This window comes from Anoxybacillus andreesenii (assembly GCF_030813005.1).
Taxonomy (GTDB): domain Bacteria; phylum Bacillota; class Bacilli; order Bacillales; family Cytobacillaceae; genus Robertmurraya; species Robertmurraya andreesenii.
In genome coordinates this window covers 236,680-254,180 of the sequence record NZ_JAUSTU010000003.1, presented here as the reverse complement: position 1 = coordinate 254,180, position 17,501 = coordinate 236,680, and the positions used below count along the sequence as shown (strand labels likewise).

Genomic DNA, 17,501 nt, shown 5'->3' with positions numbered 1-17,501 from the left:
AAATATAGTAATATAGTAAGTGAATAGTTTACTAACATAAGTAGAGGGTGATGATATTGAAGCTATTCACAACGGTTTTATTACTCGTGGCGATTTGCTACAAGCTTTATCAATTTGTCTGTTATTCCAAAAAGAGAAAGGGGGTAATTTTGTTTCCAGTTGCAGAGGAAGAGTGGACTGCGATTCGAAAATATCCTCAGGACAAGGCCTCTCGCCAAAAGGAAAATCGGGCCACCTATGCACTCATACTTACATTTATTATTATTTTATATGTGTTGGGCCTATACTTTGGGAGTGAACAATGGGCCTTCGATTTGATGCTATTATTGCTTCTGATCAATTCTAGTAACCTTGTAAATGGGTTTGCCTTTGTAGAGGATGGATTATTAAGTGAAGGACGTTTCATCCCGTGGAACAATATCAAAGATTTCAGCTTTGTTCCCATCGATTCAAATCATAAATACTATGGGTATTCACAAGAGGTGAATCACGGCTACGAGCTGCGAATAAAAGAGCGATTCTCCGGTACCAGCTGCATTGTGACAACGGAAGAAATGAAAGTGAAGCTCTCGTACCTTCTGTCGGAGCATATGCAATGAGGGGACTTGAAACTATTAAATGAGCAATGAAAATAGGACTCTAGTAACCGTACTAATTTTAAGATAGTACGGTTTTTCTAATTATGAAGCGATAGGTTCAACTTTACAAGTCCAACTTCTTCATGTATTATTTGGATATATTTTACTGATTTTTCAGACTTATTAAACAGGAGGAAGGGGAATGGAGGAAAAAGTTTTAGAATTGATTCACCAGAAAAAGAAGCGGATGGTACCTGCTTTAGCTGCCGCCTTACTGTTTTATTTTTTGCTTCCTCTGTCTCTGATTTTCATTCCTGATGTCATGAATCAACCGAGCTTTATGTTTCGTATTTCTTGGGCATGGTTGTATGCGATTTTACAGATTCCGATGACTTGGTTCTTCTGTGGACTATATCATCGTACCGCCAAAAAAATTGAACGACAGCTGGATGCAATCGATAAGGAGGAATCGTTGTGAATCCTACTTATTTTTTATTTCTTATTTATATCATTGTTTGCACATTGATTATTACTTATTGGGCAGCGAAGCGAAGTAAAACGACGAATCGGTTTTATATTGCAGCTGGGACTTTAACAGGCTTTCAAAATGGACTGGCGATTGCGGGAGATTTCATTAGTGCAGCCTCCTTTCTAGGAATCGTTGGGATGGTTGCCATCCGTGGATATGATGGTTTTTTATATTCCATTGGATTTTTAGTATCTTATCTTGTTGTCTTATTTTTAATTGCTGAACCGATTCATCGACTCGGGAAATATTCTCTTGGAGATGTGATTTGTTCCCGGTTTCCAAGTGAGAAGATGCGATTAATTATGGCTTTTTGTACGTTTATTATCTCCATCCTCTACATCATCCCTCAGCTAGTTGCTTCAGGATTTTTACTTCGATTACTGCTAGATATCGACTATTCCATTTCGGTGATTGTGATCGGGGGATTAATGACGATTTACGTTGTTATAGGGGGGATGATCGCGACTTCTTGGGTTCAGATTGTGAAAACCGTTCTGCTAATGTCAGGAACCTTTTTACTCACGCTAATCGTTTTTTCTCATTTTAACTTTGATGTAGAGAGGTTAATTGGAGAAGTAAAGACAGGGACACCACTAGGTGAAGTATTTTTCAATCCCGGCAACTTGTTTGATCATCCACTGGAATTCCTTTCACTACAGCTTGCGTTAGTGCTTGGTACTGCGGGATTGCCCCATATTTTAATAAGATTATTTACGGTTAGTAATGCACTTGAGGTTCGTAGGTCTCTCATAAGCGCAACATGGATTATTGGCATTTTTTATGTCATGACACTCGTCTTGGGCCTTGGGACTGTCGCGCTCTTAGGATACGATTTGCTGATGGAGCTTGATCCTACTGGAAATTTAGCCGCCCCATTACTTGCGAAAGCGGTAGGAGGTGACTTCTTGCTGGCATTTGTTTCTGCGATTGCCTTTACAACCATCGTTGCCGTTGTTGCGGGTCTTGTCATTTCCGCCACGACTGCGTTTGCCCATGATATTTTCCATCATGTGCTAAAAAGAGGGAAGTCAACTGAGCAAGAGCAACTCCAGGCTGCCAGGTGGTCGGCATTAGGAATCGGAATGATGTCCACCTTATTTGCGTTACGTTTGGAGACCATTAATGTAACCTTTCTCGTTTCGATCACGTTCATTGTGGCCGCATCAAGCATTTTCCCGGTTCTTTTATTAACGATCTATTGGAAGCGCTTTACTCAAGTGGGGGCCATTGTCGGGATTTTTAGCGGACTTGCTGCTTCCCTTTTATTCGTCTGTTTGGGCCCGTATATTATGAATCCTAATGATGGATGGATTCGAGGAGAGGCCGTGTTTTCTCTCTATAATCCCGGTATTATTACCATTCCAATGGGCTTTCTCGGAGCCATTGTGGGATCCATTCTTTCAGGCAAGCAATCCCAATCAAAGCAAGAGTTTAACGAGTTTTATATTCAATCGCAGTCGGGACTTACCTCAAGGAGAGAAAAGAAATGGAAAGTTTAACAATTATTTTGTTTGAACGCTTGGGTCTCCTCCTTATTATTGCTTTTGTGATGACACGTACACCTGGATTCCAGTCATTATTGTACCGTAATTATAATGTGAAAATGTCGCTCGTTCATGCAGGGGTGTTTGGTTTATTTGGAATAGCTAGTACCACGATCGGGATTGTCATCCATGAGGATGGAGTGTTCAGTCATCATCTCGTTATATTTCCGTTAGAGCAAGGTCATTTAATTGTGAGCATGAGCCTTGTTGCCATTGTGATTGCTGGATTATTAGGAGGACCAGTCCTTGGGTTTGGAGCAGGGGTGATTACCGGGATCCACCTCCTTTTTCTAGGGGGTGTCGGAGCAGTAGCCAATGCGCTTGTCAATCCTCTTACTGGTTTGCTGGCAGGCTTGACAGCGAGATTCTTTTCCAATGAACGGGTCATTTCTCCGATGAAGGCCTTATTTATAGGCGTTTTTCCTCCAGTGCTACATATGCAGTTATTACTGATCATGTACACAGATCAAATCGATATGATTGCCCTTGTCAATATGATTGGCTTACCTCTTGTACTATCAAATAGTGCAGCGATCGCTATTTTTACAGCGATGATCGGCATTGTTTTACGGGAGCAGGAAAATGAGGCGGCATTGGCATCGAAACAAGCCTTAACGATCGCCAAGGAAGCACTGCCATTTTTAAAAAAAGATTCTCCTTTTGAGGTTGCGAATGGTTTAGCCCATCTATTGTATAGTCGCTTAAGACTTGCTGCGGTTTCCATTACGGATGGTAAAGAGGTCTTAGCCCATAAGGGAATGGGAGAGGATCATCATCGTTTTGGCGATCCGATTACCGCACTTCCAGCACAAAGGGCGATTAAACTGAAAAAGCTTCAGATTACTGATGTGAAATCAGACTCTATCTGTACTCATAAAAAATGTGGTCTTGAGGCAGCGATTTTCATTCCGATTATTGAAGATGACCAGGTTACGTATCTGATTACGTTCTATTTCCGAAAATCTGAGCATATTTCTCCAGTTGAAATGATGATGGCACAAGGGCTCGGACAATTTATCTCCGACCAGTTGAACATGCTTGGGGCGGAAAAACTAAAGGCACATATTCGAGATGCAGAATTAAGGAATCTACAAGCCCAAATCAATCCGCATTTTTTATTTAATACCCTTCAATTAATTGCTGGTTTATTTCGAGAAAATCCCGGGAATGCACGCTATTTAACGCTGCAGTTAGCAAGCTATATGAGGTTTAATTTGCGTTTGGTCTCGAGATCATTGGTTGAACTGGAAAAAGAGTGTGAGCATGCTGAGGCGTATACTTCGATTATTCAGGAACGTTTTAAAGGAAGGTTGGATATTCAATTTGATAAGCCAGACGATCTTTCCAACATTTATATACCGCCATCGACGATTCAGCCCTTGATTGAAAATTCGGTCCAACATGGCCTAAAGAATATCGCAGAGGGTGCAAGGATAGAAATCCGAATTGAAAAAGAGGCTGGGAGACTTGTCGTTATAGTTCGGGACAATGGGAGTGGTTTTCCAAAAGAGATTCTACCGATTGTCAGTCTACAGCCATTAGTAAGTGACGAGCATAATGGGACGGGTATTTTTAATGTGAACCAACGATTGGTTCATTTGTTAGGAGAGTCAGCAAGATTGCATATTCGAAATTTGTCCTCTGGGGGCAGTGAAGTGAAGTTTTCGATTCCAATTCCAAATCAATTTGAAGCCAGTGAGGTGATGGGATGAAAATACATGCGATGATTGCTGAGGATGAAATGATGGCAAGAAAGGAATTGCTTTATTTATTGAAAGAAGAGAAGGACATTATTCTTACTCCTCATGCTGAGACAGGTGAGCAATTAATTGAGCTCTATTTTGAACATCGACCGGATGTTATCTTTTTGGATGTGGAGATGCCGGGCTTAACAGGAATGGAGGCAGCCCGAACGATTATCAAACAGGAAACGGCGACGACTCCCTTATTTGTGTTCACCACGGCCTATGATGAGTATGCGATGGATGCCTTTGACGTAGAAGCAGTGGATTACTTATTAAAACCATATGACGAGATCAGATTTCAAAGGACGATGAGCCGTATACGAAAAAGTATCGCAAATCGAAGGAATCATCTTGCACCAACGGAAAAAAAGGTGAAAACCACTGTATCTAAGCTGTTAATTGATGACGGAGAACGGATGGTGGTCGTTTCTCCAGAGTCTATTTACTATGCCGTACCAAATAAACGATATTTAGAGATTCATACTGAGGATAAGGTGATTATGAGTCGGATGACTTTACAAGAATTAGAGAATCAGCTGGAGGGACATGTATTCTTTCGTCCCCATCGTAGTTATCTAGTCAATCTAAATCATGTTTTAGAAATAACCCCATGGTTCAATGGAACAAGCAATTTGACATTAAAGGATAAAAATCGGACAAAAATCCCGGTCAGTCGCGCTGCGAGCAAAACCATATTGGATATCTTTAAATGAGGTTCTGGCTTCCGTGAGGCCGGGTAACCATTCACATCTCATAAATAACCATTCATGCATGGATTTCAACCGTTTAACCATTTTTCAAATTTATAATATTCAGAATATATATAATTACTTTTATATAAATGGAAGGAGATGGTTGATTTTGGCTCAAAAGGAATTAGTGACGAGCAGCATGAAGGAAATTGATTTTGTGAAGGTTGAAAGCAGTCCGCAGTTTAAACAATTTTTGAGCAGAAAGAACAAATTTATTGTACCGATGACCATATTTTTCATGATTTTTTACTTCTTATTGCCGATTTTCACCTCCTACACGAAATTTCTAAACACCTCAGCTTTTGGAGATATTTCATGGACTTGGATTTTTGCTTTCTCCCAGTTTGTGATGGTGTGGGTGTTAAGTGGCATCTATGTCAAGAAGGCAGGGACCTTTGATAAAGAGGCTGAACAAATTATTCAAGAACAATTAAGATAAGGGGGAATGTAGATGGATCCGATCGTCGTTACACTTTTTCTTGCAATCGTCATTCTTACATTGATTATCACTTATGTTGCAGCAAAACAAACGAAATCCACTGGTGATTTTTATACGGCAGGTGGTGGACTGACTGGATGGCAGAACGGCCTCGCGATAGCTGGCGATTATTTATCGGCTGCCTCGTTCCTTGGGATTGCAGGAATGATTGCTTTACAAGGATTTGACGGATTTTTCTATAGTATTGGGTTCTTGATCGCCTATTTAGTTGTGTTGCTGTTAGTGGCAGAGCCATTACGGAACCTTGGGAAATACACATTAGCAGACATGATCAATTCGCGCTTTGATGCGAAAAAGGTAAGAGGGGCTGCTGCACTTAGTACAATTACGATTGTTCTCTTCTACATGATTGCACAGCTTGTTGGTGCCGGTGCTCTTATTCAGCTTTTATTCGATATCCCGTATTGGATCGCCGTGTTAATTGTTGGGGTTATGATGACGATTTACGTTCTCTTTGGTGGAATGATCGCAACGAGCTGGGTACAGATTACAAAGGCTGTCCTGTTGATGGCAGGAATGATTATCATCTCCTTCCTCGTACTCATGAAATTTAATTTTAATATCGGGGCTATGTTTACGGAAGTGAAGTCGGCAACGAGTCATGGTGCTGATTATCTAAATCCAGGCATTAAATACAAAAATCCTTTGGGAACGCTTTCATTAATGCTTGCCTTAGTCCTTGGAACTGCTGGCTTGCCACATATCTTGATGCGCTTCTTCACGGTAAAGGATGCAAAAACGGCTAGAAGCTCTGTTATTACAGCTACTTGGACAATTGGTATCTTTTATATCCTAACGTTATTCCTTGGCTTTGGAGCTGCCATTTACGTAGGGGAAAGTGAAATTCTGGCAGCGAACAAGGGCGGTAACATGGCTGCACCACTTTTAGCTGAGGCAATTGGTGGAAATATCCTATTTGCATTCATTTCAGCGGTTGCATTTGCGACCATCTTAGCGGTCGTTGCGGGCCTTGTGTTATCAGGAGCATCGGCATTTGCCCATGACATTTACGGACAAATCATTAAAAAAGGAAAGATAACTGAAAAAGAACAAATGTTAGCCGCTCGCTATGCCGCACTAGGTGTATCGGTTGTATCTATTTTATTATCATTAGGGGCTCAGTACTTAAACGTAGCCTTCCTTGTTTCTTTAGCATTCTGTATCGCAGCAAGTGCAAACCTACCAGTTATCCTATATACAGTATATTGGAAGCGCTTTAATACGTCTGGTGCTGTTTGGGGAGTTCTATCAGGATTGATTTCTGCATTGGTTCTCGTGTCAATGAGTCCAAGCGTATTCTCCCCTGTGGAAGGGGCCGCTTTATTTGTCGGCAACCCGATCTTCCCATTAGACAATCCCGCCCTTGTGAGTGTGCCATTAGGCTTCCTTGGTGGTTATCTCGGAACCATTTTCTCAAAGGAAAATGATTTTAGACGCTACGCAGAAGTTGCAGTGAGGGCACATACAGGCTATAAGAAGGCGGATTGAGTGTCAATTTGACATCGATTTAGAGATAGAGAGCTTATAAAAATAAAATATATTAAACATTTGATTAGGGGGATGAGACGGATTGGTATTGAACAAAGAAATAATTGAAGAAAAAGTGACAAAATATCCTCAACAGCCACATGGGGGAAAATTAGTTGACCGTGTTTTAACTGGAGAAGAGCGGGACCGAGCGATGGAGCGGGCACGTCAGCTTCCTTATATTATGGTTGATTTAGAGGCGGTCATTACTCTTGAAATGATTGCAACGGGCGTACTATCTCCAAATGAAGGGTTCATGAATGAAGCAGATTATAAGTCCGTATTAACCGAAGGGCGCCTTGCGAATGGAGTTGTATGGCCTGTACCGCTAAGCTTTGCACCGATTGGTGAAATCAATAAGCAGGTGATTCAATCTCTATCGGTGGGAGAAGAGGTCGCCTTAGTGGATGAATCGAAGGAGCCGGTAGCGATCTTACAATTGGAAGATATTTTCGATTACGACCGAGAATTCCGTGCCCAGCAGCTATTTGGGACGACAGACCGCAATCACCCCGGGGTCGATTCCATCTATCGCAGAATGGGGGATACCGCATTAGGGGGTCCGATACAGTTACTTCGCCGTGTCCATTGGGGGCCCTTTGAACAATTACGAATTGAACCGAAGGATACTTGGAAGCTCTTTTACGAGGAGAAAAAATTCAACTCGGTGGCTGGTTTTATCACAGGGGCAAATCCTTTGCATCGTGGTCACGAATACATTCATCGCAATGCCCTGGAGGAAATGGATGGTCTATTTGTTCAGCCGTTAGTCGAGATGGCGAAGCGAGAGTATACGAGACATGAATTCCGGATGTTATCCTATCAGGCGGTGCTTGATACGTATTATCCCAAGGAAAGAACCATTCTTTCCCCGTTACGTGTGACCTATATTTTTGCGGGTCCTCGTGAGGCCGTACTCCATGCCCTCATTATGAAGAATTATGGCTGTACCCATGCATTAATCGGTCGAGATCATGCGGGGGTTGGTGATTATTATGATAAATACGCAAGTCACACCATTTTCGATCAGTTTACGAAAGAGGAGCTAGGTATTGATATTCGGCTATTTCATGAGGTGTTCTATTGCACTCGCTGTGACACCTCCGCAACTGAGCAAACCTGTCCTCATGATGATCGCTACCGAATTAATATTTCCGGAACAGGGATTCGTGAGCTGCTAAGGTATGGTGTATTACCGCCGAAGGAAATCGTCAGGCCAGAGTCTGCCCGTATTGCTATGCAAGGTGTGCAGCCTAAAGGGGTAGATGAGGAAGGGCTTGCCATTGCACCGGTTGGAAAGACGATCAAGTCTATTTTTCCTTACTATCTCCATTCAAAAGGAATCGGAGGCTCCAAGCGCAAGCGCCCATTAGAGGTGAGTGAACTAACGATTGAAGATTTAGAAGCCGCCATTAAAGATGTTCGCGAAAATGCAGACCGTGTGTACAAGGACATCTTTGAAGAGTTCAGCTATGTTACCGATCACCTTCGTTCTGTGCAGCCCCAGTGGGTGGCGGAAGCTCGAGAATCGATCTATCGTCAGCAGGAAATGGTTGTTGAGAACTTGAAGGAAAAAGTAGAGCGTGCCATGGAGAAAGCGTCAGATGAATTCTTGTATCAGGATAAATCAGAAGCCGAGCAAGAGCTAGAGGTAGCGGAAAAAATCCTTCAGGATATTCCTGCTGCTTTGCGTAGAGAGGATCTCGAATACCGAACATGGAACCCACTGCCATATAAGCGGTATCGGGGTAGTGATGAGGAATAGGATTTGCTTAGAAATAAGTTCGTTGAGAATAACCTGTCCGATCGTGGGCGGGTTATTTTTTTCGAACGAACCATTCTGTCTGCTACCTGAATTAAGCAATGTGACATGGCATGGTCAGCTCGCTAGACAATTTGAGCGCATCCGTCACCATGAAATCCTACTAAACTATCAAGACATAGAAAGTCACCAAATGAATCGTTCTCTTCAGGTGTTAAGCATGAAAATTGAAGAAACAAAAAGAGAGATCGCCCTTCTCGAAATAGCTATCCAACAAGAATCAGCCCGTTTAAAAGAGAGTACATCGAGTAAAAGGATGTGAAATGAATGAGTGTGGAAGTAAAATGGAAATATTCAGAGATTGATGAGGCGTTAGTGCAGTTGAAGGAAAAGGCAGGGCTGCTTCAAACTACGTTTCCTACCGCTATTGGGGAAAGGAATGCCCTGGATGTGGTCACCCGCTTAAATGAACTCGGAGTCTCTCTTGAACAGCTCCTCCTTGAATACAAAGCCTTCCTTCACAGAAGTGAAAAAGCTACAAACGAGGCGGTGCAACAATGGATCGAAACTGACGGGCGAATCTCGAAACCATTCATTGGACCGAACTAGTAGGGAGGGAGAGGATGAAAGTATTAGATGTGCATGGATTCCATACAGGGACAAAGGAAATCCAGAAAAATATCAAGCTTCTACAGGAGCAAATCGAAGCCATTCGGGAGGCAGTGAATCAGATCATCCACTTAGAAGATTCTCTGAAGGGAAAAGGTGGAGAATCGATCCGCAACTACTACCAACACATTCACGAGACCTTTCTCCAATTCTTTCAAAGTTTCCTAACCAACTATGATACGATAATCGGAGAAATGCAACGAGCGCTGCAGCAATTTGAACCAGCCGAAAATGGATTTATCCATGAGGGATTCGTCGATATGAATGTCCCACAAGGGCTGAAGAAAATAAGGGATATTACTGAATCGCTCACAAATGAAGCCAATCAAATCATGGCATCCGTACAGGATATCGTCTTCTTACCGAGATTGCAGGATGAGGCAACCTTAAGAGGAATCGAACAAGGGAGAGTAAGGGCGAAGAAGACGATTGAGGATCTCTATTTTTTCGACCAGCAAGCAACCCGATCCCTAGACATCGTCGAGAAGGATATTCAAACGATGACTGAATTTGTCCAACAAGCAAATGCGATGTTCGAAGGTGACAAACGTATCATCATCGACTTCAATCCAGAGAAATTAATGGAAGGGGAAGGATATCGGAATCTAGTTGCCGAATTATATTCGTTTACAGAGGAAGAAAATAAAAGTGCACTCGATAAGATAATAGGACTTGAGAAAACTGAAATACCTATTTCAAAAGGGGAGATACCCTGGGGCCCTGGAAGAATCATCAAGGTTGGCGAACTCGGAAAAGTTGTTAAGGTTATAAGTAAGCGATTGTTGCCTAAGATGTCTAAGGGTACGGGTAAATCTGGGGCAGACAATATCGCATTTTATGCTAAATACAAGGAAGTTCTTAAAGTTACTGAGTCAGCTAATCCAATAGTTGATAGTTTAAGACAAACTGGTAAATTACCTTCATATTATGTTAATAAAGATGTGGCTGTATTAAACGGCTGGAAACCGGGAAAAGCACTTAATAACTATGTATCTGGTGGGCAACTTGGAGGAGATGTATTCAAAAATACTACAAATGTGCTACCTAATGCCCCTGGAAGAGTGTGGTATGAAGCGGATGTAGGCCTAAAAAACACAATGGCAAGAAGTAAACAGCCCGGTTCAAGACTACTTTATTCTAATGATGGGCAAATGTATATTACTACTGATCATTATAAAACAGTTCATTTTATCGGAACTTATAAATAAAGAGAGGGATTATATTGATGACACAGGAGAATGAATCAAAACAAGATAAACTTATATTGGATGTGAGTGCAGTTCAAAATTCAACTGAACTTCATTGTTTGTTAAAAAAGAATCTTGAATTACCCGATTTTTATGGAATGAACTGGGATGCATTTTGGGATGCAATTACTGGACTAATTGAATTACCTGAAACTTTGATTTTTGAGGGGTGGAGCAACGTTGAAGAGAGACTACCAAAAGATTCCCAAATCTTCATTAACCTCTTAAATGATTTTAACGAACAATATCCACATTGGAAATGCAAAGTCGTTTATAAATAATATTTTAAAACCTTGATTGGCTAAATGCTTTTCAAGGTTTTTTACTTTAGTTTAGATTAAATCGGCTAATATTTGAGTGGGACAATACGATAATGATTTGTTTGAGAATCGAGCTCATGATGGTTGTAGCATCATGGAGTATCGTTTTAATATTTGGAGGGATGACAAGTGTGAGAATTTGGCGATAAACCATTTTATATGGCAGGGGTGTTATGACATGGAATAGCTAACAAACTAACGAGATTGACAAAGCTCTTGGAGATAAACAATGGGTAACGTAAAAGAGCGCTCTTTTATTGTCTTTGACTCATTAATTTTGGGTTGTATTTTTACTAGAGATGGTCGTATAATACTCGTTATTCGTTTAAAAAGTGTTACATAAATTGTAATCTTCGTAACGGAGGCTGAAAATTGAACGTTGTCGGATTAAACCCATTTTATCCAATGGATGAGACAACTAGAGGAGCGTTTCAAAAAGTAGATTCTATTAATTATTGGAAAATTCGAGGAGAAGATGCTTTAGGAGGAAGATAATATGAGTATTTTGCCTGAGAGACTAGATGAAGTTCTAGGAGAAGAAATATATAAACGTGAAGATAGCAATCTAGTTCAGGATGCTTTAATAAGGCTAGGTGTAAACGCATCGGATACTTTCCAAGAATTTTATATCCAGTATGCAGGACCTTTTTGGGAAGAGCATATACCCTTTGAATTACTAGATATAGCAGATGAAGAAAACAATATTGAATCATACACACTCATTTCTAGAAAGGAACATGGTTTTCCGAAGCAATATCTGGTTTTAAGTGCAATGTCAGCAAATGCTGTATTAGCACTGGATACTGTAACAGATAAAGTTTATATAGTTAATTTTGAGGGTGGAGATGAACTGCTTATTAAAGGTGAGTTAAAGGCAAGTTGGTCATCGTTTTTTGATTTCTTGAAGGCATATTTTAATTGTTAATTATGGTCCAATAAAAGTTAATTCAAAGATTTTCTTAATACCTTGATGGCTAAATGCCTTTCAAGGTTTCTTTTTTGTGAGGGCTAACCTAGTGCCGAATAAAGCATTATTCATACAGAGAATAAGGCTAATCCTTGTAATCTCTATATGATGTTTTAACAAATTCTTTAGTACGTACAAACCTTTAAAACCTATGACCTATCTAAGGATATAGGAAAAGGAGAACAAACATTAGATAAGGTCAAAACATATGAACAAGCTAGAAACAAGGTACTAGCCCTAGGTGGAGGTTTAGAACCAAACTCACAGCATTGATATAGGGGCATGTTGGAATAGGATTTTCGAAATAGATTTCACCTATAAGCCTCATAGTAAATTAGGCAGAAATACGGTGGTTGAATAAAAAACAAATAGGTATAATATACATAATTATGCAAAAAATAGGAGGTCCAAAATGCGAGAGGACTTATATTCTCCTACTTTAGCCACCAGGGAAGTAGAAAGAACAAAAAGCTATAATATTGCGAATCTATTTTATGTTGCTTTTTTCGGAGGAGTAGTGGCTATGTCTGTATTAGGAATAAGGAATGCAAAGTGGCTTCAAATAGAGAAAAAGTACATCCGACTGTTGACTGCGATGAGTATTTTACATTTAGCGGATGAAGAGGAGGAAAACACATGAATCAAGAATCCCAACGAGATAAGTTGAAGGTTATTTCTTTCGATAAGGAAAAGAATCAAATAGTAGAAATAGAGGAGAAAAGAGATACATTTGCTGATGTGGGTGGACTAGAGGAAGTGAAGAAACAAATAAAAATAGATTTTATTCTTCCTATCCAGTCACCCGAGATTTTCCAAGCATTCGGAAAGGAAATAGGAGGCGGGCTTTTGTTTTACGGGCCTCCTGGTTGTGGAAAGACCTTTCTAGCCCGTGCTGTTGCTGGAGAAATCAATGCTCGCTTCGTTCATTTAGATTTACAAAGCATTTTATCAAAATGGTCAGGGGAGGCCGAACAAAATTTACATGACTTTTTTGAGGATGCCCGAAAGAGAACGCCTTGTGTTCTATTTATTGATGAATTAGACGCACTTGGCGGAAATAGGCAAAAGATGTCTGCCCATCATGATCGATTACTAGTTAACCAGTTACTGATCGAATTGGATGGTTCGGCGTCAAATAATGAGGGGATTTACGTGATCGGTGCAACCAATACTCCATGGTATTTAGACCCAGCACTGAGGCGGCCAGGTCGTTTTAATTCATTAATTTTCCTTCCGCCGCCACAATTAGAGGAACGCAAAGCCATCCTAGCTTTGAAAATAAAAGGCAAACCTCAAGAAGAAATACAGTTGGATCTGATTGCGGCGTATACAGAACATTTTTCTGGTGCGGACCTAGACCACCTCGTGAAGGATGCGATTAATTTTGCTATTGCACGTTCTTTTGAGACTGGCGAGATACAACCATTGACGAATGAAGACTTCATGAAGGCAATGGAGAAACGGCAAGCAACAACGCTTGAATGGTTCGCAACAGCGAAAAGCTATGCCCTGTTCAGCGATGTCAATCAGGAATATAAGGATGTCCTTAATTATATTTACAAAAATAATTTGAAATAAGGGAATGAATAACATGACAGGGTCTTTAAACAATCAATTTTCTTTAATGAAATATTATATAGATAAGGGCGAAATAGAGAAATCTATAGAGCAAGCTGAAGCAGTCCTTCAAGACAACCCTGAATCCCCTATTGGCTATATTTTAATGGTCTATCATTACTATATGGTTGGACAAAATGAGGAGGTCATCAATTGGAGTGACGAGGCGCTTCAAAGGGGACCAGAGGATGAAGCTGTCATCGAGTTTATCTCCTATATTTATCAGGATTTGCAATGTGATCAAGAGAAATGGAAAGAACTTGTCGAGACGGGTCTTCGCCTCTTTCCTGAGAATGCTAGTTTCCATGCGCAGTATGCACATATTCATAAAGCAACAAATATTGAACAAGCGAAATTGTCTTATCAAGAGGCGATTCGGCTTAAGCCGCATGAGGAGTTATATTTAGGGAATTACGCTGCCTATTTATATGCATTAAACGAGAGAACGGAAGCTGAAAAATATGAACAATTGGCTCTTCAAGCAAATCCTGAAGATGTAAATAATTTGCTAAAATTTGCTAAGATTGCTTTTGATGATGAAAAATTCAAAAAAGCACAATGGCTAATAGATGAAGCAATGAGACTGGAGCCGAACAATCAAAACGTACGTGATTCTTATAAGACTATCTATCCTACTAAAAATGTTTTTATACGTTCTGGAATTCAGTTACATGTTTTTTTGTTTAAAATGCTTGTAGGTTACCCAGCAATTTATATTTCAAAGATTATTGGCAACAAAATTTCCTTTGAATTTCTACTCTTCCTTGTTTTTCTTGCGGAATTGGGTGGACTTTATCTCATAATAGGAACGAAATCATTTTTTATTTTGCTTGGACTCTATTTTCTTATCATATTTGTCGGTTTGAGAATCAAAGAATCAATGCTCAAAGCCGCTGGATTATCCAATATAGAAGAAGAAACGATGGAAAAGGAAGCGAAATCACAGCGCAAGGCAGCATTAAAGAAAATGAAAAAGGAAATAGCCAAAAACAAAGAGGTTGCCATTGAAAAAGAAGAAATGTTACCATCTGCGAAGCTAGAAATGCAATTATCCGAAATATGGGATTCAGCTAATATTGAAGAAATAAAAATTGAAGCGGAAGCTAAGGCAGAAGAAAGAGCAAAAGAAGAGGAAAAGGCAAAAGAAAAAGAAAAAGCTGCTCTTACGAAAAAAGAATCATCTAAAAATACTCCAGGTAAGACGGAGAATCCAACACCGATTGAATGGCCAAAAGAATATAGTAGATGGCCTGTATTTGTCATGATCTTTGCCATAGCACTTAGCATAACCATTCGGTACGTCCCAGGAATGATTGAGAAAGCGAATCGTCCAAAACCTCTTCCAGTTGAAACCCAACAATCAATGACAGCGTTTAAAGAGGACCAAAGGCTGAATGAAGTAAAAATGAATATACAAAATTATCTGCCTGTTGTTACCCAATTTACGCAATCATTAGGGGATGAGAATGCTATCGGCAATATGAGCGATATTATTTATCAAGGCTACGAAGAGGTCATCAAGGAAAATATTGACCATCCACTTCTTAGTCAATTGGCGAATGCTAACATACAAAGGGCTAGCACCTCGATAACATCATCGTATTTTTTATTGGTGAATGAGGAGGAAAATATAAAGGCAGTGGTAGAAATCACCTTTGGAAAGCTGACTCATCTCTATGCCGAAGATTGGAGTCAAACCGAAACGGAAATAGAGGAATATCAAAAATGGTTAAACCATATTGAAACGAAGGGAATCGATATTGCCGAAATTACTGAACAGAGTTTATAAATGGTGTATATCAATTCTCTATGAAAGAGTATTTGTTTTTTGCTAGCAAGTAAAAAAGAGCGAGATTTAGTGAGAAAATAATCATGAGCAACTGCACCCAACCTAGTATGAGAATAACCTGTCCGATCGTGGGCGGGTTATTTTTTATGGTTGTTAAGTGGATTTAGCGGGAAGTACGGTCTGCTAAACAAAGGAAATGGAGGATCCGTTCCCGTTTTTATACTTACCTTTCATTGATTAAAAGCCGATGATGATTTCATTAATTATTTTGAATTGACCAAAAAGTTGTACTATGATAGTATAACTATCATATAATAGTAAAACTCTCACTTTTATGTAAAAAAAAGGATAGGTAATTAATCAGTAAACGCTTATGTCTAGGGGGAATATAAATGAATTGGAATAAAGAGTATGATGTTTTGGTGGTAGGCTCGGGGGCCTCGGGCTTTTCTGCCGCGTTAACTGCAAAATTAGAAGGAATGGAAACGCTTTTAATCGAGAAGGAAGGGAAATTTGGCGGGGCCACAGCACTCTCTGGCGGAGGAGTGTGGGTACCGAATAATCGCTATTTGGTGGAAGCAGGTGTTGCTGATACCTTTGAAGAGGCAAAACAATACATGGACTCCACAATTGGAGAACGAACATCCGATTTAATGAAGGAGACGTATTTGCATAAGGGTATTGAAATGTTAGACTATTTCCATACAAAAACCAATCATATGCGCTTTTCATATGCAACGGATTATTCGGATTATTATGCTCATTTTCCAGGTGGCAAGGCTCATGGTCGTTCCATTGAACCACTGATTTTTGATGCGAGAAAATTAGATGATTGGGAAAAACTCATGTTAGAGCCAACCTTAGACACTGCTGGATTTGTCATGACAGGACAAGATTTTCGTTATGTCAATATGTTAACCCGGACGTGGCAAGGCAAAATGAGAGCATTACGTTTGGGATTAAGGATGATTAAATCAAAAATAACTGGTGCCCGCTTTGTGTCTTTAGGTCAAGCATTAATTGCTCGATTCGCTTTATCCTACAAGGAAGCGGGCGGGGAGCTTTGCGTTAATACAGCCTTTGAAGATTTTGTTGTAGAAAATGATCGAGTCATTGGGATCAAGGTGAAAAAAGACGGCAAAGAGATGTATTTAAAAGCCCGAAAAGGAGTGATTTTTGGCTCTGGTGGATTTTCAAAGGATCAAGAAAAAAGGGAAAAATATTTGCCCAAACCAACCAATCACGAATGGACTTCCTCTCCAGAAGGTCAAACAGGAGACCTTCTGACACCAGCTGAAAAACTAGGGGTGAAATTTGATTTAATGGATAAGGTATGGGGAGCGCCCTCCATTATTGACCATGAAGGGAAGCCCTATTTCCTCGTTGCTGACAGGGCCATTCCAAGTATGATCATCATTGACCAAAATGGAGATCGATACTTAAACGAAGCCATTCCATATCATGAGTTTGTCGATAAAATGTATGAACATGATACAAAAACAAAAGGAAAAGCGATTCATTCTTGGATCATTGTTGATAAAAGAACCAAATCGAGATATCTATTTGATACTCTCTTTCCAGGACAAGATTTTCCGAAAGAATACTATGAAAAAGACATCGTAAGAATAGGCAACACTGTAGAAGAGCTGGCGGAGAAATTAGGCATGAAACCTGAAAAACTAAAAGAAACAATCGAGCGTTTCAACGGTTTTGCTCGAAACGGGAAGGATGAGGATTTCGGCAGAGGCGATAATCCTTACGACCGATATTATGGAGATCCGACATTGAAGAATCCGAACTTAGATGTACTAGATAAAGCCCCTTTTTATGCATTACGGGTATATCCTGGTGATATAGGAACAAAAGGCGGCGTAAAGAAGCGTTCACTTAGGGATTGAAGAAAAACTTAAATGAACAGCTTCAAGCGGGGCAAAAGTAAAAGACCAGTCACATTTA

18 protein-coding genes are annotated in these 17,501 nt (G+C 40.1%); all 18 read left to right on the top strand.

The features are described from left to right. Positions 1-56 precede the first annotated feature (56 nt). Positions 57-599 (top strand): hypothetical protein, encoded by a 543-nt coding sequence (locus J2S07_RS04880; protein WP_307149282.1) that lies wholly within the window; start codon positions 57-59, stop codon positions 597-599. A 181-nt stretch (positions 600-780) separates the two neighbouring features. After that, positions 781-1,056, top strand: a complete 276-nt coding sequence (locus tag J2S07_RS04875) for a DUF485 domain-containing protein (protein WP_307149281.1) — start codon at positions 781-783, stop codon at positions 1,054-1,056. Then, positions 1,053-2,606 carry a solute symporter family protein gene (locus tag J2S07_RS04870; RefSeq protein ID WP_307149280.1) on the top strand — a complete coding sequence of 518 codons (1,554 nt, stop codon included), beginning with the start codon at positions 1,053-1,055 and terminating at the stop codon, positions 2,604-2,606. Before J2S07_RS04875 ends, J2S07_RS04870 begins: the two co-directional genes overlap by 4 nt. Then, on the top strand, positions 2,594-4,363 hold the full coding sequence (locus J2S07_RS04865) for a LytS/YhcK type 5TM receptor domain-containing protein (protein WP_307149279.1): 1,770 nt from the start codon (positions 2,594-2,596) through the stop codon (positions 4,361-4,363). The genes J2S07_RS04870 and J2S07_RS04865 overlap by 13 nt, the downstream gene beginning before the upstream one ends. Then, positions 4,360-5,109, top strand: a complete 750-nt coding sequence (locus J2S07_RS04860; protein WP_307149278.1) for a LytR/AlgR family response regulator transcription factor — start codon at positions 4,360-4,362, stop codon at positions 5,107-5,109. Before J2S07_RS04865 ends, J2S07_RS04860 begins: the two co-directional genes overlap by 4 nt. A gap of 148 nt (positions 5,110-5,257) precedes the next feature. Further along, on the top strand, positions 5,258-5,587 hold the full coding sequence (locus tag J2S07_RS04855) for a DUF485 domain-containing protein (protein ID WP_307149277.1): 330 nt from the start codon (positions 5,258-5,260) through the stop codon (positions 5,585-5,587). A 12-nt stretch (positions 5,588-5,599) separates the two neighbouring features. Then, a complete protein-coding gene (locus J2S07_RS04850) occupies positions 5,600-7,135 on the top strand; it encodes a solute symporter family protein (RefSeq protein WP_307149276.1) in 1,536 nt (511 codons plus the stop codon). Positions 7,136-7,217: 82 nt separating this feature from the next. Further along, positions 7,218-8,939, top strand: a complete 1,722-nt coding sequence (locus J2S07_RS04845) for a sulfate adenylyltransferase (RefSeq protein ID WP_307149275.1) — start codon at positions 7,218-7,220, stop codon at positions 8,937-8,939. Next, on the top strand, positions 8,929-9,258 hold the full coding sequence (locus J2S07_RS04840) for a hypothetical protein (RefSeq protein ID WP_307149274.1): 330 nt from the start codon (positions 8,929-8,931) through the stop codon (positions 9,256-9,258). Before J2S07_RS04845 ends, J2S07_RS04840 begins: the two co-directional genes overlap by 11 nt. Before the next feature lie 5 nt (positions 9,259-9,263). Continuing rightward, positions 9,264-9,545 carry a YwqI/YxiC family protein gene (locus J2S07_RS04835; protein WP_307149273.1) on the top strand — a complete coding sequence of 94 codons (282 nt, stop codon included), beginning with the start codon at positions 9,264-9,266 and terminating at the stop codon, positions 9,543-9,545. A gap of 14 nt (positions 9,546-9,559) precedes the next feature. Next, entirely contained in the window at positions 9,560-10,813 is a 1,254-nt protein-coding gene (locus J2S07_RS04830; protein WP_307149272.1) for a T7SS effector LXG polymorphic toxin, read from the top strand. Between the two features lie 17 nt (positions 10,814-10,830). Beyond that, positions 10,831-11,133, top strand: coding sequence for a barstar family protein (locus tag J2S07_RS04825; RefSeq protein WP_307149271.1), 303 nt, complete (start codon positions 10,831-10,833; stop codon positions 11,131-11,133). 411 nt (positions 11,134-11,544) lie between these two features. Then, positions 11,545-11,667 (top strand): hypothetical protein, encoded by a 123-nt coding sequence (locus J2S07_RS04820; protein WP_307149270.1) that lies wholly within the window; start codon positions 11,545-11,547, stop codon positions 11,665-11,667. A 1-nt stretch (position 11,668) separates the two neighbouring features. Beyond that, positions 11,669-12,097: an SMI1/KNR4 family protein gene (locus tag J2S07_RS04815; protein WP_307149269.1), complete on the top strand. Its 429-nt coding sequence runs from the start codon at positions 11,669-11,671 to the stop codon at positions 12,095-12,097. A 454-nt stretch (positions 12,098-12,551) separates the two neighbouring features. Beyond that, complete coding sequence (locus J2S07_RS04810) at positions 12,552-12,779, top strand: hypothetical protein (RefSeq protein WP_307149268.1); 228 nt, start codon at positions 12,552-12,554, stop codon at positions 12,777-12,779. Further along, complete coding sequence (locus J2S07_RS04805; RefSeq protein ID WP_307149267.1) at positions 12,776-13,717, top strand: ATP-binding protein; 942 nt, start codon at positions 12,776-12,778, stop codon at positions 13,715-13,717. The genes J2S07_RS04810 and J2S07_RS04805 overlap by 4 nt, the downstream gene beginning before the upstream one ends. Positions 13,718-13,730: 13 nt before the next feature. Further along, on the top strand, positions 13,731-15,545 hold the full coding sequence (locus tag J2S07_RS04800) for a tetratricopeptide repeat protein (RefSeq protein ID WP_307149266.1): 1,815 nt from the start codon (positions 13,731-13,733) through the stop codon (positions 15,543-15,545). A 392-nt stretch (positions 15,546-15,937) separates the two neighbouring features. After that, positions 15,938-17,443, top strand: coding sequence for an FAD-dependent oxidoreductase (locus tag J2S07_RS04795; protein WP_307149265.1), 1,506 nt, complete (start codon positions 15,938-15,940; stop codon positions 17,441-17,443). Positions 17,444-17,501: the final 58 nt, after the last annotated feature.